This window comes from Synergistaceae bacterium, assembly GCA_017444345.1.
Classification (GTDB): domain Bacteria; phylum Synergistota; class Synergistia; order Synergistales; family Aminobacteriaceae; genus JAFUXM01.
The window spans coordinates 1-20,167 of record JAFSWW010000087.1 but is presented as its reverse complement, the minus strand read 5'-3'; the positions used below and the strand labels follow the sequence as shown (position 1 = coordinate 20,167).

Here is a 20,167-nt window from a genome sequence, read left to right as displayed (position 1 = left end):
GATAAACTTTTGCAGCATATAAGCATGAAATAAATTTTTTTGCATGTGTTGTGAGTGTATGCAGGCGGGAATAATTTTTTAATGAGATTATATAAATTTTTCCGTGAATTAATATTTGCGGGTCATAAAAATTTTTTTGCTTTGTGAATCTCTGCTAATTCATGAATAATATTATTTTCTTGTAGCTGTAATTGTAGCTGTAAATATGCTATAATCTCTCATAAATGATATAAGGGAGTGCTGAATTATGAGTCATATTCTAAAACGTAAAATAAAAAATGTCATCTATATATATCAAGAAAAAAGTTATCGCGACAAACTGGGCAGGCCTCGCACAAAGCAAAAATGTCTAGGCAAATTAGACAGTGATGGAGTTCTTATAATTTCAAGAAAGATAAACCCAAAAAATTTACCCGGCGAAATAACTCAATATAAAATAATAACCTGCAAATTTCGCATAAAAGCAATCACTCAAGCAAATAACGCGAAAACTAAACCGGCCAAGCGCGCGCAAATTCTTTCACGTAAACGCAAAAAAAATCCCCCGCGGCCTGTTATGACTACGGGGAATAAATTTCACGCTTATAAATTTTTATGCTTCACTTGTATTGCTTACTTTCTTATGAGCCTTATCTTGACTCTTTTCGTTTACCTCGATTGTAAGCACACCATTTTTAAATGATGCCTTTGCGCTTTCCGGGTCTGCCTCGACTGGGAAGGAAATAACGCGCTCTACTTTGCCCCAGCTTCTTTCAGTCCGGAAATAGTTTTTATCTTTGCTGCCTTCTTTGGACTCTGACTTTTTCTCCGCTGAAAGAGTCAATCTATCCGCATAAACGTGTAATTCTACGTCGTCGGGGTTAATGCCGGGTAATTCTGCCTCAGCGAAAATTTTGCCGTCCTTGCGATATAAATCAACTTTTGCGCCGAATCCCGATAAATAATTTTCTCCTTCAAAAAATGGCTTCATGAACGAATCAAACATATTTTCAGGATCCATCATTCTCATAACAGGGTAAAATCTTTCTTTCATCATAGTAAACAATCTCCTTTATACTTATTAAATAATTATTAAATTTTTGCCGCCTGTATTTCTCAACGACGAGAGAAATTATAGCATTGACTTTTAATAACTATATCAGAAATTTTACTTATTTTGACTTTGCCTCTGTTAGTCAAATTTATAATTTATAGTGAAGCAGCCTCAAAAACTTTCTTGACGTTCTCAAAGCATTCTTGTTTTGACTCGCCTTTGTGAGATTCATAAATTTTTTTGTTATTCACGAACATTGACGGCACATGATAATAATCATAGTTATTCGCGATTTCGGGGTGCTTATTCTCGTCAACCCATTCAATATTAACACCGGGATAATTTGCTGATAGTTCATTGACTGACTCGCGGGCCTGTTTGCAGTAAGGGCAGCCCTCAATAAAGAACGCTAAAATTTTTTTATTGGACATGCTGATAAATTCCTTTCTTGTTAAATTATGATTTATAGATATTATAATGATTCGCGGGCTTGTTTGCAGTAGAGAACGCTAAAAAATTTTCTTGATTATGATAAATATTATAATGATTCACGGGCTTGTTTGTGATAAAGTATATAAATCTTGCTTGCTATTATAATGACTCGCGGGCTTGTTTGCAGTAAGAGCCGCTAAAAAAATTTCTTGACATGATAAATATTATAATGAGTTCACGGGCTTACTTGTGATAAAGTATATAAATCTTGCTTGTTATTATAATGACTCGTGAGTTTATTTGCAGGAAAGAACGCTATAATATTTTATTCAATATAATATCTTTATGTTTTGCCTAATAGTATATAATAAATAAACGCAAAATCAGGGAGGTTAATTTTTGTGAATAAATTAATAAAATCGCGGTCGTCATTCTTATTAATGATAGACATTCAGGAAAAATTGATGCCCGCTATATATAATAAAGAAGAGATCATAAATAATTCCGTGAAATTGTTGACTGCTGCCCGTGAGCTTTCAGTGCCTTTGATAGTAACCGAGCAATATCCTAAGGGAATCGGCGGGACTCTAAGCGAGCTGAAAAATTTAATTTCTGAATCAAGTCCCATAATAGCAAAAACTGAGTTCTCATGCTGTGAGGCTGAAAAATTCGGCGATGAGTTCCTAAATATGAATTTCAACGCAGGCACAAGGGACACGGCTGTATTATTCGGAGTGGAGACTCATATTTGCGTGTTGTCGACGGCTATGGACTTGATAAGCAAATATAATTTAAATGTAGTAATAGCTGCTGATTCATGCGGGAGTAGGAGCGAAAAAAATCACGTTCTAGCACTTGATTCGGCGCGTTCTATGGGCTGTCTTGTTGTTCCGGTCGAGACAATAATTTATCAATTACTTGAGAGGGCAGGCACTCCGCAATTTAAGGCACTCTTGCCAATGTTTAAATAAATTGAGCAGGCATAAAAAATTTTTGCTCTTCGGGGCATTATTATTTTATTTATATTTCAGGGGAGCAGGTTCGCACGGACTGATTGACCCAGTAGAAGGCATTAACGCGTCTATTGCTTTGCACATGTCAGCCGGAGGGAGTTACTTTGTCCCGAAAATGGGCGAGATTCTCACGGCCGGGCATTCTCTAGGCACATGGTGGCTTGAAGCTATTGCACTAAAAATTTTCGGATGGAGTGAATTTGCCGTCAGATTCTGGTCAGTCCTTGCAGGTCTGGGAATGATAGCGGCTAGTGTTCTTTCCGCACGTCAAAATAATGAATATGACTCAAGGCGTAAGGGCTGGCTTGCTGCTGTGATTTGCGCGAGTATGACAGGAGCTTTTACTGCCTCACAAATTGCCGCGTCAAGTTCGATATTTGCGTGTTTAACTAGTTTTGCAATGACGGGAATAATTTTATCGCAGAATAATAAAAACTGGCTGATTCTCTCACATTCTGCGATCTCGTTTGCTTTTATTGCGCATGGGCTTGAGTCAATAATTTTTGCGTGGCTTGCATTAATTTTATATTGCGTTCTGTGTGAGGACTGGGATCTGCTAAAAGATTTCTTTACTTGGCCGCCGGGAATTATAACGGGTATAATAATCTCAAGTTTTTATTTACTGGCTGTAATTATAATAAATCCTAACTTGCTTTCTTTCATGATATGCCAGAATCATATTTATTCATTCGGTGGGATTATAGGCTCAATAATTTATATATTTATTGCGTTCTGTCCGTTTCATGGCTTTATTATACGCTCAATAATTGAATTATTACCGAGTGAATACCCGGTTAAACCCAGCAGTGAAATTTTTATGCTTATCTGGGCGGGAATATTTTTTCTAGGCTCAATACTAAGCTGCGATATAATGTCGATTTCTGCGTGTGTTCCTGCATTGAGTGCGATTCTTGCGCGCCGTCTTGATTCATGGCTTTATGACGAAAAATTATTTTCTTTGCGTGAAGCTGTCTTAATAAATACTTTGATTCTTGTGCCTGTGTTATATTTAATTCTGCCGTTTTTCGCGGGATTTTTGCCGGTTATAAGCGCGTCTTTGATGTCGTTGATTCCATGGGAAGTTATGACGGGACTATTTTTATTTGCCTGCTGGTATTACGTGAGGACTCGGCAGATAAAAAAATTTGTCCGCAATGTCTCGGCAGCTGCTTTATTGTGCTTAATGCCGTTGTCGGGCGTGTTTAGTCTGACAAGTGAAATTTATTCGATTAGTGATATAGGCTTGACACTGCGCGATCTCGTTAAGGGCTCGGATAAAATTATTCAATACGGGATAAATTATCAGTCTATATATTTTTACACGTTCAGGAATTCTGAATTAATTAATTCGCCGCTTACAGCCGGAGTCGATGACTGGCAATTTACGACGAATGACGCGAGATTAAATGCTTTATGGCTGCGGGATGATAGAGTTTTCTTGATTATGCCCTCAGGAAGTAAGCCTAGAGAGCCTCTGCCTGATACTATATTTCACATTATAGACGGTCAGGGGATGACGTTAATCAGCAATAAATGAGATCCTCCTATTCTACTCGTCTGCGCAGCAGGCGGGTGGGCGGGTGGGAGTAGAATAAAGCGTGAATTTGTATATATAGCGTGAAGTAATTAATTTTTTGCGTGAGTTATTATAAAATTAGCGTATATGTATTTATTTATTCATGAAAGAAGGATTTATTATAAACATGAAGACAAAATTTTTTGTTATTATTCTTATAATTCTTGTGAGTGTTAATTCTGCATTATCGAGTCAAGCAATAATTAATCCTGATAAAGATATTCACTCGGTTATAGGCGGGCTTTATGCGATGGCTTTGGCTGTGAACTTGAATAATAATATTAATCCCGACATAAATAAATTACAGCGTTATTTTGTGAGTGTCCCGGCAAATGCGCAAATTTCACGCGTCAATGATTCTATATGGGTCGGCGTAAAACTTGCAAAGACTTCTACGGCTCGGCATTATCTGCGTTCACATTCTCCCGAATTAAATATTACTGATTCACCTGAAGGCTATTCATGGATGGGCGGAGATTTTGCTTGGCTTAAAGCTGCTGATATTTCGGGCAAGAAATTAATTCCCATGAAGTTAAAAATTTCTCGCGGAACCGGCAAAGATTCACAAATAATTTTTATCAGCACAGACGAGCAGAATACATGGTGGCAGGCAAATCCGGCTTTGACTCAGCAGGCGGCGAACTCTGCATTAACTAAATGGGCAGCAAAAAACTCCCCCGAACTCCACGCACCTGAAGGAGTCGCAGTCAGCATTTATGAATCCGTAAAGCCCTCGCCGGTAGCAAGACCCGGGAAAATGCACGTCGGCAGCGATAACGGCAATGATAAATCTATGGCAGTCGGTGATGTCATGATTAACCCGATTCCAAGTATGAGCGATTCAAGTAATTATAATTATTAAATATATATAATCAGGAGGAAAATTTTTCATGTCAGTATTAATTTGCGGAGGAGCAGGATATATAGGCTCGCATTATGTAAGAGCTTTTCAGGAACACGGTGAAGACGTAATAATAATCGACAATTTAGAACTCGGTCATAAAGAGTCAATCCCTAGGGGCACAAAATTTTATCAGGGCGATATTCGCGACGGTGCATTACTTGATAAGATTTTCGCGGAAAATAATATAGAGGCTGTAATACATTTCTGCGCTTATTCTTTAGTCGGTGAGAGCGTCGAGAAGCCATTAAAATATTTCGATAACAACGTCGGCGGCATGATAAGTTTATTAGAGTCAATGCAGCGCAATAACATCGGCAAAATAATATTCTCGTCAACTGCAGCAACTTACGGTGAGCCCAAGAGAGTCCCCATTTTAGAGACTGATGAGACAATCCCGACGAATCCATACGGTGAAAGCAAACGCATAATGGAAAAAATGATGCACTGGGTAAGTTTGCAGCATAAAATAAAATATGTCTCACTCCGTTATTTCAACGTTGCCGGGGCTTGGCATGACGGCTCAATCGGTGAAGATCACAGGAACGAGACTCATTTAATCCCGTTAATTCTGCAGGTCCCGCTCGGAAAGCGCAATCATATCACAGTTTACGGCGACGATTACCCGACTAAAGACGGCACATGTATACGCGATTATATTCACGTTGAGGATTTAGCGAGGGCTCATATTTTAGCACTTGAATATTTGCGCAGGGGCGGAGAGAGCGACATATTTAATTTAGGGAGCGGCGACGGTTATTCAGTAATGGAGATGATCAACGCGGCAAGACAGGCAACTGGGCTTGATATTCCCGTAGAAATCGGCGAGAGGCGGCCCGGCGATCCTGCGAGATTAATCGCTGACAGTAATAAAGCACATGAAATTTTGCGCTGGTATCCCGAAATCACGAAAATGGAAGATATTATTGCTGCTGCTTGGAAGTGGCATAAATCTCACCCGAACGGTTACGCTTCATAAAATAAAATTATGAGTATTTGGAGCGGAATTCTTGACAGCTGCCCCGGCCTCCTGTGCTGTGTCGTGAATCTCAAAGGAAGATTGCTTCATGCTACTAATGGCTATAAAAATATTGCTTTGAGATTATTCGGCCATAAATGCGAGGATGGGAGCAATTATCCCCCCTTGATTACTGATTTAGATAGAGCACTGCATGATTTGTTAATGGCTGCATGTTTAGGACACACTGACGCTTTAGAAGTCAGCGAGGACGATAAAATTTGGGAAATAACAGCCTCGCCCCTGAATGTCGATGATAATGGAATTGTCGGCGTAGTAATCCGGATTTCTCCCAGTATAATAGCAAATCCAAATCAGCCCGCTGTAATTCAAAGCAACCCCGATATATTAAATTCTGTACCGTTTAGAGCCGGAGTCGTTGATTTAGACGGGGTATTTCTCGCAGTAAATAAATTTCTAGCGTCATCGGCAAAAATTAATTTTACAGGGCAGAATATTTTAGATTTATTTGACGGTGAAGAAATCAGCTCAAAACTTGCAGATATAATTAATAAGCGCGCCGGGAGTCTTGAGTGCCAAATGTTTGAGCTTAAGCCCGATCAAAATTTTTTCTCCTTCAGTGATTCTGATTATCTTGACAAGGAATTTAACGAGATTCCCAGCTCTGAGTCAGACTTTAGAATCATAAATATTCATGCAAGCCCTATAGACTGGAACGGAAATGACTCGGTCATGCTTACATTTGAAGATATTACGAGCTTGAATAAAACACGTGAGCAGTTAAGAAAAATTTTGACGTTCGATAATCATACGGGCGTATTGAATAAACGGGGACTCGAGCATGTTATTTTACGTGAACTCTCAAACGCAATAAAGCAGGCCGGGCAGTTAAGCCTAATAATATTAAATATAGATAATTTCAAGCAAATTAACGAGTCAGACGGCTTTATGTCAGGAAATAGATTATTGCGTGAATTCGTGAAGGGTACTCAAAAAATTTTATTATCACGGGGCAAAAATAGCACGCTCGGACGATGGAGCACACACGAATTCATGATTTTATGTGATTGTTCGGGGGCGGCTGCTGTAGTTCTCGCTAATGATATAAGAAATCGATTTGACGGCATTAAATTAAGCGCGGGAGTCGCTGATATAAACTCTGAAATTTACCCTGGAGTTGATGATTTAATCGGAGCAGCTTATGACGCTATGACTCAGGCAATGAGAGACGGCGGAAATAAAACTATATTGGCGCGGGTTTAAATATTATGAAGGCTTTAAAACGTTTCGGACAAAATTTTTTAGTTGACAGAAATATTTTAGCTTTCATGATTTCGTGTGCAGATTTAAGCGGGTCGGACTGCATATTAGAAATAGGCGCGGGGCATGGCATATTAACTCGTGAAATTCTCTCACAAAAAATTAAATGCCTTCATTCTATAGAGCTTGACGAGAGATTACGCCCTGAACTTGAAGATTTAGCAGCAATTAATCCCGCCTTGAGTCTTCACTGGTCAGACGCTGTAAAATTTGATTATGATTCTCTAAATCCATTTCCTAATAAAGTTATCGCTAATATTCCGTATAATATAACAACGCCGCTGATTTACGAGTTAATAAAATATTCGGGAATAAAATATTACTTGTTGATGCTTCAGAAAGAGTCAGCCGAACGAATCACGGCCAAGCCCGACACTAAAGCCCGTTATCCCCTAGGAATAATTATAGAGTTAATGGGACATGCTGAAATTGTGCACAGAGTCCCGCGAAATTGTTTCAGGCCTGTTCCAAATGTAGACTCGGTATTAGTTGAGATAATAATAAATAAAAATTTTGAGCTTCCCCGTGATAAATTATTTATTGAATTTCTTCACCGGGCATTTACTCACAGGCGTAAAACTCTATTAAATAATTTGCGCGGCTTTATGAATATAAATATAGATGATTGGCGGGAAATTTTGCAAGAAAGTGCGGCACTCAGGGCTGAAGATTTGACGGGCGATAAATGGCTAGAGATATATAATTATTTGACAAAACTCTAAAATTTGGTATTATACAAGGCGTTTTGCTATCTGGGTGGTTAGTTCAGAGGTAGAACGCTTCCTTGACACGGAAGAGGTCAGAAGTTCGATTCTTCTATCACCCATTAAGAAATAATAAAGTCTGCTGAAATATGCGGACTTTTTTGTTTTGCTGGTGACTGAAGAACAAGAACGCGGCGAATAATTTAGCGTGATAATTATATAATTCGCATAAAGTATAAAATTTTTAGCGGGCGTGTAAATCACAAATTTTTCATAAATATTAACTATACTGACTGTGTGAAAATTAAGATAAAATTGTTTTCCATGAGGTAAAATTTTTATATTTAATTCGGGAGCGTTATTTTATGCGCAAAATATTATTTGTAATCGCGTTTATATTTTTATCGGCAAATTTTGCAGAGTGTCAAGAAATTTCTGCTTTATCACTTGAAGAATGCTTAACACTTGCTTTGACTAATCACCCGTCTTTAAGAAAGACTAAGGCAAATACACAGGATTTAATAGCCCAGCTTGAGTCTTTACGTGCAAATGATAGAGTAAAAGTTAATCTAACCGGATCAGCAGGAGCACGGGGCAATTTTCAATACTGGGACAATAACACGGACTCGGCTAATTTATCACTTAGTGCGACAAAAATTTTATATGACACAGGCCAGAATAAATTATTAAAGCAGATCCGGCAAGAAAGTATATTAGGCTCGACCGAGACAGAAAAATATCAGCAGGTCATAATCGCCGCAAATGCGAAAAAAGCATATTATGATTTAGTCCTGAAAATTTTAAATCGTGATGTTGAGCGCGAAAAAGTTTCAGCCCTTGAAGAGCAGTTAAGGAACGCACAGGGATTTTATGACGTGGGCGAGAAGGCATTAATTGACGTAACTAAGGCAAAATCAGATCTAGCAGCTGCCCGTGTTTCTTTAATGAGAGCGGAGAATGATATTCTAGTATCTCAAGAAAATTTGCGGGTTGCCATGGGTACAGATATAGAAGGAGTCTTTAATATCTCGCTTTCAAGTGAGTTATTACTGCCTGAAGTTCTTGATAATACCGGTGAATTAATAGATATTGCTTTAAATGACAGGCCGGACTATAAAAAATTACTGCATGATGTCAAAGGCGGGGAATTATCAATAAAGAGTGCAGCCCGTTCAAAATCAGCTACTATAACAGGATCGGCCGGAGCTTCATGGGCAAAATCTGAAGGCAATAACCCGACCCGTGAATATACAGTAAATTTGAGTCTTAATGTTCCCGTTGTTGACGGCGGAACGAGTAAGGCAGCAATCGAATCAGCCCGCGCAAGGTTAGACTCGACTCTGGCAGACGTTGACAGCGCAAAACAAGAAATTATTCAGGGCGTAAGGACTTCAGTATTAAATCTCAAGTCAGCAGTTAATACCGTTAAATCTTCAGAAGAGGCCATGAAATATTCAGAGGAAAATTTGACTCTTGCTCGTGGGCGTTATGAAGTCGGAGTCGGTGATTCTCTTGAAGTAAGCAATGCAGTATCAAGTCTAGCAAGTGCAAGATATACATATTATCAGGCTTTATATAATGCTCAGGCGGCGCGTGTAGATTTGGACTCGGCACTGGGACATTTACCCGGCGAAATTGAAGGCAAAATTTAGTAATATAATAATATAATCATGATAGATTTGCATATTCACTCGAATTTTTCGGACGGGACTGACTCAATAAGTGAATTATTAGCGAAAATTTTAGAGTCAAGAATAAATATTTTTGCCCTGACTGATCATGACACTATAACGGGCGCGCTGAAATTACGCGAAATTATCCCCGGCAATATAAAATTTTTTCATGGCATAGAGTTTTCATGTTTAGCTAATAATGGGAAGTGCCATATACTGGGCTTGAATTATGACGAGAATAATAAAACTTTTCAGGAAGCACTGAGAACGGGCGAAAATTTGAGGCGTGAGAAATTTTTTAAGCGTATTAAATTATTACATGATAAATTCTCGATAAATTTCACTGATAACGAGATAGAGCAGCTTTTGAAGATTCCCGGCGTGGGCAAGCCTCATCTTGCAAGATTAATAATTTCTAAGGGATTCGCAAATAATATTAGTGAAGCGATAAAAAATTTTATTGATAATTGCAAGACAGAAAACTATAAAATCAGCGCGGAACTTGCTGTAAATGCTATAAACGAGTCCGGCGGCGTTGCGATATGGGCTCATCCTTTAGGCGGTGAGGGGGAAGGCGAACTATCACGCGGAAAATTTTTGTGTATTCTCGACGAGCTTATTTCGTATAAGATAACCGGGCTTGAATGCTATTATTCTAAATATAATATTGCAAAATGTGAATCTCTTGCTGAAGTTGCACGCTCAAAAAATTTATATATATCAGGAGGCAGCGACTATCACGGCAAAAATAAAACAATCCCGCTCGGCAGATTAAACGCTGAAAATATAATTATTAAGCCTGAAAAACTCACAATTTTAGATTTATTATTAAATTAAGGAGTGTAGAATTATAAAATGTTAGCAGGAATCAAGAAATTAATTTTACTTGTCATTATAGCGGCTCTAGGCTACGGGGGATATTATTATTTCTATCATGAGAGTCCGGTAAGTTATGGGCTGACTACTCAAGCAATTTCACGCGGTAATATCACTTCAACGGTTACAGCAACAGGAGAATTAAACGCAATAAGTGTTGTCGAAGTCGGCACTCAAGTATCTGGAATCGTCAAAGAATTATACGTTGATTATAATTCAAACGTGAAAGCAGGCCAGTTAATAGCCCTGATAGATCCTTCTGTTCAGCAGTTAGCACTAAGTGACGCAGAAGCAAATTTATTAGCTATGCAGGCAAATGTTTCGAGCGCCCAGGCCTCATTACAGAACGCAGAGACTCAATTAAGGCGGAATCAGGAATTATTAAGACGTAATCTAATCGCAAAAAGTACAGTAGACACAAGTGAGACAGACGTAGCAGTCAGACGGGCAGCTTTGAGGGACGCACGCGCAAAAGTAGCACAAGGAAAAGTAGCAGTCGAACGCGCAAAAACGAATCTGGGCTACACACGCATAACTTCTCCCGTAAATGGCATAGTAATTGACAAAAAAGTTGAGGCCGGCCAGACAGTTGCATCAAGTTATCAGACTCCTACATTATTCAAGATCGCACAGGATCTCTCAAAAATGAAGATCGAGACAAAAGTAGACGAGGCCGATATAGGAACAGTAAAAGAGGGACAAAGAGTTACGTTCAGGGTTGACGCATTCCCGGACGAACAATTTAACGGGAAGGTCGTTCAGGTCAGGATCGCCCCGTCAACTACTGATAATGTAGTTACATATACGGTTATAATTCACGTTGATAATGATGATTTAAAGCTCAAGCCGGGAATGACTGCAAATGTTACTATTGAGACAGCAAATGTCGAGAACGTTTTGAGAATCCCCGTTGCTGCTTTGAGATTCACTCCGCCTGAAGATTTATTAAATACTATTGAATTTGACAGAAATATTTTAACGATGAGAAAGACTCTTGACAGCGGGACTCTTTGGCCTGAGAGAGACGGGATTATGCTGCGACCAGTCAGAGTCAAGACGGGAATAACTGACGGGCGATTTGTTGAATTAGTAAACGAAATTCACGAGTCAGATTCAGGGCGTGATGTTTTGCGGGATAATACAAAACTTGTAATCAATGCTCAAGCCGGAGTAACTACAGGCACAACAACAAGGGGCGGACTCATGGGAGCACCGAGTGGGCCAAGACCGGGCGGCGGACGCGGAGGGCCTAGATAATGAGCATAATTCAAGTAAAAGAACTCTCGAAAATTTACAAGACGGGAGATGTCGAATTGCGAGCGCTTAATTCTGTGTCGTTCAGTGTTGAGCCGGGCGAATTCGTCTGTGTAATGGGTGCTTCAGGTTCGGGCAAATCTACAATGATGAATATTTTAGGCTGTCTTGATGTTCCCACTTTGGGAGATTACGAACTTGACGGAGTTAATACTAAGAATTTAAGAAAGAATCAACTCGCCGATATTCGTAATCAAAAACTGGGCTTTGTATTTCAGGGTTATAATTTACTGCCTAAGATTGACGCTGTAGAAAATGTAGAATTACCGTTAATTTACCGGGGAGTATCAAGCTCAGAACGCCGCAGGGCCGCAATTGAAGCACTCAAGAAAGTGGGACTCGCTGAAAGATTGAATCACAAACCTTCAGAAATGAGCGGAGGACAGCAGCAAAGAGTCGCTATAGCACGCGCAATCGTAGGAAATGCTCCGATTATTTTAGCAGACGAGCCGACGGGGAATCTTGACACAAAAACGACTGTAGAAATCATGAATATTTTTGCGAGCTTACACGAACAGGGCAAAACTATAATACTTGTAACTCATGAGCCGGAAATTTCAACGTGGAGTCAAAGAGTTTTGCGCTTCAGGGACGGCCAAGTTATAGCAGACGAGGCAGCCCCCAGAAAAGAGGACTTAGAGACAGAAGCAAGACCGCAATAATAATAAATTCCCCCGTTTTTATGACATGACACGAGCGGGGGAGAAATTTTACTCTTTCACGAACTCAAAGAATCCTGCAACATTGCCGCCGTAATCAATGCCCTTGATTGATTTATAATCAGCATGTTCTGTAAAATCGCTGCCCTCACACAAAGCAAAATCTACAAGTTTTAATTTGTCAAGAGTCTCAATTATTAAATCGGGCTTAAATATTCTGTGAGCATTAAAAGCTACTCCGCTGAATTCGCCGACCGGAACAGAAATATATAAATGTCCGCCTCGTGATAAGACTCTTTGCATTGACTTTAACGCCTTAAAACATGCTTCGGGATCAATCGGATCACCATAACGGCCAAGCCCGAAATGTTCAGGAGCACACAACGACGAGAGCGAAATTATAGAATCGTCCGTAATTCCTTCAAGATTCGTAGCGTCTGCCTGAATAAAATTCAATCCGTTTACTTTCTGAGGCAATGGGCGAATATCAATCATTGTAACGGGCATGAACGATAAAATATGCGCAATAAATCCATCAACACGCGAGCCTATATCATAATGCGATTTAGGTTTTGCCTGAAAAATTTTCTTTGCTGCCCATAAATCTTGCCAGAAATAATAACTCAGTGAACCGGCTGGAGCGTCCCATTCATTTACACATGGATATAAATTTTTTGTCGATGCATGAAATTCCGGGCGGGTGTTCATGCTGTTATATTTTTTCAGGTCAGATAATAAACGTTTATTGCGATATTGTGCTTTATATAAAATTTTTACTTGTGATGGAGTTATACCAAATAGGCCGAAAACTTTGCGCGCTGCTTTCTTAACAAGTTTTAACATGACAGACACGCTTTCAAATTATTATTAACAGGACTTATTAATGATGAGAAGACACAATTATGTATGCGAACTGCGAACTGCGAACTGCGAACTGCTAACTGCGAACTGCGAACTGCGAACTGCGAACTGCGAACTGCGAACAATTATACGCACATTTTTGCAATTTTGTCAACCTCCCTATTACATAATTAACTTATTTATCTGCATTGTCTCATAAAAATTTTTTCTGTCAATATTAATATTAAATCATGAAAGCATAAGCATAAAAAAAGGGGAGAAACTTTGCGGTCTGACTCCCCTGTAATTATTTTATTATACCCACTCGGACATTTCGCGCTTAGATACGTGCCATTCTATATCGCCTTCAAAGTCGTCCATATTGCAATAACTGCATACTGGGACATGTGTAGCGAGTCTCTTAAAAATTTCGTCGGACGTTATATCATCATAAATATTTATATAATCAGCTTCTGTAACAGGTATATTTTGATTGAATGCCTTGTTAAAAAATTTCAAGTTTGATATAAGCGTACATGTATATAATTTGCCGTCGTCTAAGAATATACAGCCGTTGCCCTTAGCGCATTTGGCAAAATTTTTAATAGCATTGCCGCTGCCTGATAAATCAAGAGGATTCTTAAACATTGTCTTATCTGCCATTGAACAATGAAAAACGACATTAAATTTATCAGCTAAAGAATTTATTTTATCGACATCAATTTTAATCGGGTAATGAGTCATTATTATATTTATATTATTGTCATGACACGCGCGCCAGAATTTTTCGTCCTGTTGAGGTAATAATATCCCGTTTGTGTAAATATTTATCTCGCCTTCAGGGAAATTTTCGCGGGCAATCTTCATTAATTCTATAACATCAGGATTCAATAAAGGTTCGCCGCCTAAAAGGTGAATTCTTCCGCATTTATGAGAAAATAATTCTCCCATTCGCTCAAAATCTCTCTTGAAAGTTTCAATACTTACGCATGAAGGTTCAGCAAGCGGTGAAAAATGATTACAGCCCACACAATTTAAATTACAATGATCTGCTAAATGAACTTCAAAATTTATTAATTTATGCGGTTTCTTCTCAGGAATATGTAAGAAAATTTTAATGGGCAAAATCACATCATATTTTATAAAATTAACTACAGATTTTGCGGCAGGAACGAGAAACGGAAAAACTTTCTTGATAACTTTCTTGCACTTTACCCACATGTTATAACGCCCTCCATGTGAATAACTTGACAAGAATTTAAGTAATAATTATGTATGCGAACTGCGAACTGCGAACTGCGAACTGCGAACTGCGAACTGCGAACTGCGAACAATTATACGCACATTTTTGCAATTCTGTCAACCTCCTATTTACATAAAAATTTTTTACTTGAACTTGATGAAATATTTTCGCACAAATTGCCATAAATCACAAGTTATGTTATATTTTGCATATTGACGGCTCCCCTGACTGATTGAAATATATCGGCGGGGAATAAAGAATAAATCACAAGCAGCCACTAACTGAATTTACGCATATAATATCAGGTTTGTTTGTGAGGATTCGCAGTCGGCCTGATTTTTTTATTGCACAGCTGAGGCAGATAAACGAAAGGAGGAGGAATTTTGCCCGGCAATGAAGAAAACGCCCCTCGCGTAAACAGTGAAATAACTTCATCACAGGTCTTATTAGTCGACGAGAACGGCGTAAAAGTTGGAATTACAAACACTATCGAGGCCATTCGTATGGCTCAGGAGCAATCTTTAGATCTTGTAGAGGTTGCACCTATGGCGAGTCCCCCTGTCTGTAGAATAATGGACTACGGCAAATATCGTTACCAGTTACAGAAAAAGGAGAAAGACGCACGCAAGAAACAAAAAGTTCAAGCCTTGAAAGAAATCAAGATGAGACCAAAAATTGATGATCATGATTTTGACTTCAAGACTAAGGCCGTGCGCAATTTCTTAGAGAGCGGACACAGAGTTAAAGTTTCTGTTTTCTTTAGGGGGCGTGAAATGTCCTTTTTAGAGAAGGGCGAAGAAGTATTAAATCGTGTAATTACAGAATGTGAAGATGTCGGAAAATCTGAGTCAAAACCCATGATGGAAGGCCGTTACATGCGGATATTGCTCACACCTCTAACATCATCGACAGCAAAAAACAGCCCGGCAGCACGGGATATTTAGCAAGGAGAATAAATTTTCATGGCAAAGCAAAAACTTAAATCACACAGCGGCGCAAAGAAGAGATTCTTCAAGACCGCATCAGGCAAATTCGCTTACAGGAAGTGCAGCAGATCTCATATTCTCGTACACAAGAAGCCTTCACGTATGCGCAGACTCAAAGCTACGGGATATGTAACAGAGACGCTCACAGAACAAATGCGGCATTTATTGCCATATGACTAGCACTTACTTAAGAAAGGATCTGATTTAGCATGAGAGTAAAAGGTGCAAGTGCAAGCGATAAGAAGCGCAAAAAATTATTTACTATCACCAAAGGCTACTGGGGTCAGCGCAAAAACGTATACCGCCGGGCCCGTGAAGCATATTTAGCCGCATTATCACGAGCGTATTTCGATCGTAAACGCAAAAAAAGAGATTTCCGCAAGCTCTGGATCACTAGAATCAGTGCAGCCGTCCGAGCTGAAGGCATGAGTTACAGCGTATTCATGAACGGTCTCAAGAAAGCCGGGATTAACATGAATCGTAAAATGCTCTCTGAACTCGCAATACATGATGATAAAGCATTCAGAGAACTTGTAGATAAAGCAAAGGCGGCTCTATAAATATATGCAGGATTTATTGAATATTAAAGCGGTCAGGGATTCATTTATTGAGTCCCTGAATAACGCTAAAACTTTGCAGGAACTCGACGAGATTCGAGTCAAATTCACAGGCAAAAAGGGAGATTTAACACTTTTACTGCGCTCGCTCGGAAAATTGCCCCCCGATGAACGCAAAGAAACAGGCCAAGAACTTAACAAATTACGCGACGAAATAGAGAACTCATTAACTCAGGCCGGCAAAAAAATTCGCGACTCAGAGAACGAGAAGCAGGAAAACAACGAAAGAATCGACGTTACTTTACCAGAAAGAGGCAGATTATCAGGAGCCTTTCACCCAGTTTTACAGACTATGCACGAAATCGCTGATATTATGCAGGGACTCGGCTACTCTGTTGCGACTGGTCCGGAAAAAGAAGAAGATTTCTACAACTTTGAATGCTTAAATGTTCCTTCATGGCATCCCGCGCGGGATATGCAGGACACTTTTTATTTTGCGGACGGGACTCTGTTAAGGACTCATACATCGCCCGTTCAAGTCCGTTCAATGTTGGAATACGGCGCGCCATTAAGAATAATTTGTCCCGGTAAAGTTTACAGGCGGGATAATGACGTTACTCACTCGCCAATGTTTAATCAACTGGAGGGCCTATTAGTCGATAAAAATGTTTCATTCAGCGTCATGAAGGGTACTATGACAGAAATGTTAAATGCATTTTTCGGCAAAAGTCTTAAATCAAGATTCAGAGCCAGCTACTTCCCATTTACAGAGCCTTCTATGGAACTAGATATAGAGTGCGTAGAATGTTCCGGGAATGATTCACACTGCCGAGTCTGTCACGGCACCGGCTGGCTTGAAGTCGCAGGCATGGGAATGGTACATCCGAATGTAATTCGAGCAGGCAAAATTAATCCCGACGAGTATAACGGCTTTGCTTTTGGAATCGGACTCGACCGCATGGCAATGCTTAAATACGGGATCGGCGACTTGAGACTATTATTTGACGGCAATATAGCATATTTCTTGTCAGGATTTGACGCTAAAATAGGAGGCGGGCAAAAATGTTAATTTCATGGGAACTCTTAAAAAATTTTATAGACATTGAGCCTCTTGGCCTGACTCCTGAACAGTTAGCAGAGAGATTAACTTTTTCAGGCTCGGAAATTGAGAGCATTACTTACACTGCCGGGCAAATGCGCGGTATAGTTGCAGCTCAAATTGACTCACTCGATAAGCACCCTACAGAATCAAAATATTTTGTCGCTCACTTGAACACAGGCACGGGCGAACATGTTTGTGTAACTAGTGCTGCGAACATGAAACAGGGCGATTTAGTATTTTATGCGGGCGCGGGTTCGATTTTGCCGGACGGTACAGAAATGGGAACGAGAGATTTTGCGGGCGTTCAAAGTTTCGGCATGATGTTAAGTGCTGAAGAGTTAGGGCTTCACGATGTTGATGATCCTTCAGGCCTGCTGATTCTCCCTAAAGACGCTAGACCCGGCGACAAATGCGAAAATTTATATCATGTCGGTGATGTAATTCTTGACGTGTCAATTACTCCGAACCGCGGCGATTTATTGAGTCATTTGGGCATGTCAAGAGAGATTAAAGGCTTGTATCCTAAATCATTATTAAAGACTCCGGAATGGATGAGGCCGTTAAAACAAGAATACGAGTGGCCGGAAAATTTCGGTAATATTTCACTGCCTGATAGGGGCTGCTACGGATATAGACTCGGACTTGTTACAGGTGCAAAAATTAAAGACTCGCCTCTCACTGCAAAAATAGATCTAGCTCACTTAGGAATGAGACCGATTAATAATGCCGTTGACGTTACAAATTATATTATGCTCATGCTTGGGCAGCCTCTTCACGCGTTTGACTTGAATACATTGCCGGCCCGCGAAATCACAGTAAGAGCAGCTCATGACGGCGAAAAAATGATGACTCTTGACGGTAAAGAAAGATTATTGACTGAACGCGACATGTTAATAACTTCAGGCGGGGAAGCTATAGCACTTGCCGGAGTAATGGGCGGTGAACAAACAGGCATAAATCCTGACACAAGCACAATAGTTATAGAGAGCGCAAGTTTTTCACCGATTCGAGTCGGTCATACGTCCAGAAGACTGGGCATAAATTCAGAAGCTGCCTTCAGATTTTCGCGGACTGTTGACCCCGCTTTGAGTAAAATTGCCTTAAATGCCGCGTCAACTTTAATGCGTGACTGGTGCGGAGCTGATGCAAATTACAGGCCTCTATACGCTGAAAATGTTATTAATGAGCCTAAGACTATTAAATTAACCCGCGAAAAATTATCTACTTATTTATCATGGGACAATATGAACGAGGCTGCAAAGATTCTTGACGGATTCGGAATAAGACACACGGGCGAAGGGAAGTTTTTGCCTCCATCATGGCGGCCGGATATTACTATAGAAGAGGACTTAATAGAAGAAATAGGACGATTCAGGGGATATAATGACGCTCCAAATAAATTGCCCGGTGAAATGCCTAAACGCGCTGATATAGGCGATTATATGAGGCTGGCGGGATTCGTTCGGAATTCTTTAATGTCGAGGGGCTACACTGAAGTATTGACATATAGTTTTCTGCCTGAAGACTTCCCGGAAAAATTACGACTCGCAAGCAATGATTTACGAGCTAAGACTCTGAAAATCGCTAACCCCATCAGCCGCGATCAAATGGCCATGAGAACGACTTTATTACCCGGTTTATTAATGGGCTTAAGAAATAGCATTGTCTCAGGGTGGCGCGATCCCGTTAAAATTTTTGAGCAGGGCAGAGTCTTCTTAATTGACCCCGAACGTGAACACACCGAGCCCGAACACGTTGCAGCGATTTTATTTAACGGCACTGATACACGAGCAGCATTTAATAATCGCACTGAAGACTTCTATAATATTAAGTCAGACATTGAGTCATTAATCAGGTCGCGCGGATTTCATGCAACTTTCAAGACTGGTCATGAACCTTTCATGCATTCAGGACAAACGGCCGATATTTTCGTGAATAATTCAAAAATAGGCTTTGTAGGAAGACTCAAGCCCGCAATCGAACAGGATTTAAATATTTCAGGAGTCTATGTTTTCGAGATAGATTTAACTTTGCTGCTTAAATCAAACAAACCCGAATTCAAGCCGTCGAGTCAATTCCCCGCGTCATTCCGCGATATTTCGTTGTTAGTTGCAATTGACAGAAGCAATGACAGTGTCATGAAAGATATACGCGACTCAGTTAATGAACTTGCTAATCAAGATATAACGCTTGAGAAATTACGTTTATTTGATATTTATGACGGCTCAAATATTCCTGAAGGATTCAGGAGTCTGGCTTATTCTTTGAGTTATAGATCTCATACTAGGACTCTCAAAGATGAAGAAGTAGAAAGCATACATAATAGAGTCCGTGAAAGTTTAAAGCAAAAGGGTTATATAATTCGCTAAATAATAAATTGCCTTCTCTGATAAAATAAATAAATAAATTATTCAGGGAGGGTGATTTTTTTATGTCAATAGGACTGACAGAAATAGAATACTTTGCGGACTCGCTTAATGGACGAGTGAAGCAGCTTTTACGAGAGAGGGACTCACTGCGTAAAGAACTGGCGCGGAGATCTGACGGCTCAATCGAACGTGATAAAGAATTCGTGCGGGCTTGTCTTGATAATATAATCAACAGAAATATTTATTTGGGTAAGATTTCGCGGCTCGAACATATTTTATTAACTAGATAGAGAGATATAAACATGAGAACTTCACGAGATGTATTCTTAACAATAGGCAAGGGCACATATACAATAAATACTCCTTTGGAAAATGACGAACTTGACCGGATAAAGAATTTAATTAATGACGCTTGCGGAGAAATCATAAAGGGTGCAAAGCAGGAAGATATATTAATGCTGACTTGTTTGAGATTGGCATATTCGCTTGACAGTGTCGGGGGGAAGGTCAGAAGGATACTAGAGAATATTGACAAGGCCGAATAATTAAGGAGTCTCCCTATTCTACTCTGCTACGAAGTAGCAGGGTGG

At 39.8% G+C, this 20,167-nt stretch carries 21 protein-coding genes and 1 tRNA gene; 18 read left to right on the top strand and 4 right to left on the bottom strand.

Annotated elements, in window-relative coordinates; translation table 11 throughout:
• Window positions 1-592: 592 nt before the first annotated feature.
• Window positions 593-1,036 (bottom strand): Hsp20/alpha crystallin family protein, encoded by a 444-nt coding sequence (locus IJS99_06560; GenBank protein ID MBQ7561476.1) that lies wholly within the window; start codon window positions 1,034-1,036, stop codon window positions 593-595.
• Between the two features lie 152 nt (window positions 1,037-1,188).
• Window positions 1,189-1,464 carry a thioredoxin family protein gene (locus IJS99_06555; GenBank protein MBQ7561475.1) on the bottom strand — a complete coding sequence of 92 codons (276 nt, stop codon included), beginning with the start codon at window positions 1,462-1,464 and terminating at the stop codon, window positions 1,189-1,191.
• 441 nt (window positions 1,465-1,905) lie between these two features.
• Here IJS99_06555 and IJS99_06550 point away from each other — a divergent pair, with 441 nt between their 5' ends.
• The 11 genes from IJS99_06550 (at window position 1,906) to IJS99_06500 (ending at window position 12,483) form a co-directional block, all read left to right on the top strand.
• Window positions 1,906-2,436 (top strand): isochorismatase family protein, encoded by a 531-nt coding sequence (locus IJS99_06550; GenBank protein MBQ7561474.1) that lies wholly within the window; start codon window positions 1,906-1,908, stop codon window positions 2,434-2,436.
• Window positions 2,437-2,458: 22 nt separating this feature from the next.
• On the top strand, window positions 2,459-4,015 hold the full coding sequence (locus IJS99_06545) for a glycosyltransferase family 39 protein (GenBank protein MBQ7561473.1): 1,557 nt from the start codon (window positions 2,459-2,461) through the stop codon (window positions 4,013-4,015).
• 166 nt (window positions 4,016-4,181) lie between these two features.
• Complete coding sequence (locus tag IJS99_06540; protein ID MBQ7561472.1) at window positions 4,182-4,916, top strand: hypothetical protein; 735 nt, start codon at window positions 4,182-4,184, stop codon at window positions 4,914-4,916.
• 28 nt (window positions 4,917-4,944) lie between these two features.
• Entirely contained in the window at window positions 4,945-5,934 is a 990-nt protein-coding gene (galE, locus tag IJS99_06535; GenBank protein MBQ7561471.1) for a UDP-glucose 4-epimerase GalE, read from the top strand.
• Window positions 5,935-5,943: 9 nt separating this feature from the next.
• A complete protein-coding gene (locus IJS99_06530) occupies window positions 5,944-7,197 on the top strand; it encodes a diguanylate cyclase (protein ID MBQ7561470.1) in 1,254 nt (417 codons plus the stop codon).
• A gap of 5 nt (window positions 7,198-7,202) precedes the next feature.
• Window positions 7,203-7,976, top strand: a complete 774-nt coding sequence (gene rsmA, locus IJS99_06525; GenBank protein MBQ7561469.1) for a ribosomal RNA small subunit methyltransferase A — start codon at window positions 7,203-7,205, stop codon at window positions 7,974-7,976.
• Window positions 7,977-8,008: 32 nt separating this feature from the next.
• Window positions 8,009-8,080: transfer RNA gene (locus tag IJS99_06520), tRNA-Val, on the top strand.
• 243 nt (window positions 8,081-8,323) lie between these two features.
• Window positions 8,324-9,610, top strand: a complete 1,287-nt coding sequence (locus IJS99_06515; GenBank protein MBQ7561468.1) for a TolC family protein — start codon at window positions 8,324-8,326, stop codon at window positions 9,608-9,610.
• A gap of 18 nt (window positions 9,611-9,628) precedes the next feature.
• Window positions 9,629-10,468: a PHP domain-containing protein gene (locus tag IJS99_06510; protein MBQ7561467.1), complete on the top strand. Its 840-nt coding sequence runs from the start codon at window positions 9,629-9,631 to the stop codon at window positions 10,466-10,468.
• Between the two features lie 18 nt (window positions 10,469-10,486).
• A complete protein-coding gene (locus tag IJS99_06505; GenBank protein MBQ7561466.1) occupies window positions 10,487-11,764 on the top strand; it encodes an efflux RND transporter periplasmic adaptor subunit in 1,278 nt (425 codons plus the stop codon).
• Between the two features lie 5 nt (window positions 11,765-11,769).
• Window positions 11,770-12,483, top strand: coding sequence for an ABC transporter ATP-binding protein (locus IJS99_06500; GenBank protein MBQ7561465.1), 714 nt, complete (start codon window positions 11,770-11,772; stop codon window positions 12,481-12,483).
• A 48-nt stretch (window positions 12,484-12,531) separates the two neighbouring features.
• On the opposite strand, the gene IJS99_06495 is transcribed toward IJS99_06500, so the two are convergent.
• Both IJS99_06495 and IJS99_06490 read right to left on the bottom strand, forming a co-directional pair.
• On the bottom strand, window positions 12,532-13,323 hold the full coding sequence (locus IJS99_06495; protein MBQ7561464.1) for a DUF268 domain-containing protein: 792 nt from the start codon (window positions 13,321-13,323) through the stop codon (window positions 12,532-12,534).
• Window positions 13,324-13,635: 312 nt separating this feature from the next.
• Entirely contained in the window at window positions 13,636-14,541 is a 906-nt protein-coding gene (locus IJS99_06490) for a radical SAM protein (GenBank protein MBQ7561463.1), read from the bottom strand.
• A gap of 402 nt (window positions 14,542-14,943) precedes the next feature.
• Here IJS99_06490 and infC point away from each other — a divergent pair, with 402 nt between their 5' ends.
• The 7 genes from infC to IJS99_06455 all read left to right on the top strand — a co-directional run bounded on the left by infC (window position 14,944) and on the right by IJS99_06455 (window position 20,122).
• Entirely contained in the window at window positions 14,944-15,507 is a 564-nt protein-coding gene (infC, locus tag IJS99_06485; protein MBQ7561462.1) for a translation initiation factor IF-3, read from the top strand.
• Window positions 15,508-15,525: 18 nt separating this feature from the next.
• Window positions 15,526-15,729, top strand: coding sequence for a 50S ribosomal protein L35 (gene rpmI, locus IJS99_06480; GenBank protein ID MBQ7561461.1), 204 nt, complete (start codon window positions 15,526-15,528; stop codon window positions 15,727-15,729).
• A 29-nt stretch (window positions 15,730-15,758) separates the two neighbouring features.
• Window positions 15,759-16,109 (top strand): 50S ribosomal protein L20, encoded by a 351-nt coding sequence (rplT, locus tag IJS99_06475; protein MBQ7561460.1) that lies wholly within the window; start codon window positions 15,759-15,761, stop codon window positions 16,107-16,109.
• Between the two features lie 4 nt (window positions 16,110-16,113).
• Window positions 16,114-17,175 (top strand): phenylalanine--tRNA ligase subunit alpha, encoded by a 1,062-nt coding sequence (gene pheS / locus IJS99_06470; GenBank protein MBQ7561459.1) that lies wholly within the window; start codon window positions 16,114-16,116, stop codon window positions 17,173-17,175.
• A complete protein-coding gene (locus IJS99_06465) occupies window positions 17,169-19,577 on the top strand; it encodes a phenylalanine--tRNA ligase subunit beta (protein ID MBQ7561458.1) in 2,409 nt (802 codons plus the stop codon). Before pheS ends, IJS99_06465 begins: the two co-directional genes overlap by 7 nt.
• A gap of 62 nt (window positions 19,578-19,639) precedes the next feature.
• Window positions 19,640-19,867 carry a hypothetical protein gene (locus tag IJS99_06460; protein MBQ7561457.1) on the top strand — a complete coding sequence of 76 codons (228 nt, stop codon included), beginning with the start codon at window positions 19,640-19,642 and terminating at the stop codon, window positions 19,865-19,867.
• A gap of 12 nt (window positions 19,868-19,879) precedes the next feature.
• A complete protein-coding gene (locus IJS99_06455) occupies window positions 19,880-20,122 on the top strand; it encodes a hypothetical protein (GenBank protein MBQ7561456.1) in 243 nt (80 codons plus the stop codon).
• Window positions 20,123-20,167: the final 45 nt, after the last annotated feature.

Coding starts and splice junctions, on each gene's coding strand:
- IJS99_06560 (MBQ7561476.1), bottom strand. CDS start 1,036: ATGATGAAAGAAAGATTTTACCCTGTTATGAGAATGATGGATCCTGAA.
- IJS99_06555 (MBQ7561475.1), bottom strand. CDS start 1,464: ATGTCCAATAAAAAAATTTTAGCGTTCTTTATTGAGGGCTGCCCTTAC.
- IJS99_06550 (MBQ7561474.1), top strand. CDS start 1,906: ATGATAGACATTCAGGAAAAATTGATGCCCGCTATATATAATAAAGAA.
- IJS99_06540 (MBQ7561472.1), top strand. CDS start 4,182: ATGAAGACAAAATTTTTTGTTATTATTCTTATAATTCTTGTGAGTGTT.
- galE (MBQ7561471.1), top strand. CDS start 4,945: ATGTCAGTATTAATTTGCGGAGGAGCAGGATATATAGGCTCGCATTAT.
- IJS99_06530 (MBQ7561470.1), top strand. CDS start 5,944: ATGAGTATTTGGAGCGGAATTCTTGACAGCTGCCCCGGCCTCCTGTGC.
- rsmA (MBQ7561469.1), top strand. CDS start 7,203: ATGAAGGCTTTAAAACGTTTCGGACAAAATTTTTTAGTTGACAGAAAT.
- IJS99_06515 (MBQ7561468.1), top strand. CDS start 8,324: ATGCGCAAAATATTATTTGTAATCGCGTTTATATTTTTATCGGCAAAT.
- IJS99_06510 (MBQ7561467.1), top strand. CDS start 9,629: ATGATAGATTTGCATATTCACTCGAATTTTTCGGACGGGACTGACTCA.
- IJS99_06505 (MBQ7561466.1), top strand. CDS start 10,487: ATGTTAGCAGGAATCAAGAAATTAATTTTACTTGTCATTATAGCGGCT.
- IJS99_06495 (MBQ7561464.1), bottom strand. CDS start 13,323: ATGTTAAAACTTGTTAAGAAAGCAGCGCGCAAAGTTTTCGGCCTATTT.
- IJS99_06490 (MBQ7561463.1), bottom strand. CDS start 14,541: ATGTGGGTAAAGTGCAAGAAAGTTATCAAGAAAGTTTTTCCGTTTCTC.
- rpmI (MBQ7561461.1), top strand. CDS start 15,526: ATGGCAAAGCAAAAACTTAAATCACACAGCGGCGCAAAGAAGAGATTC.
- rplT (MBQ7561460.1), top strand. CDS start 15,759: ATGAGAGTAAAAGGTGCAAGTGCAAGCGATAAGAAGCGCAAAAAATTA.
- pheS (MBQ7561459.1), top strand. CDS start 16,114: ATGCAGGATTTATTGAATATTAAAGCGGTCAGGGATTCATTTATTGAG.
- IJS99_06465 (MBQ7561458.1), top strand. CDS start 17,169: ATGTTAATTTCATGGGAACTCTTAAAAAATTTTATAGACATTGAGCCT.
- IJS99_06460 (MBQ7561457.1), top strand. CDS start 19,640: ATGTCAATAGGACTGACAGAAATAGAATACTTTGCGGACTCGCTTAAT.
- IJS99_06455 (MBQ7561456.1), top strand. CDS start 19,880: ATGAGAACTTCACGAGATGTATTCTTAACAATAGGCAAGGGCACATAT.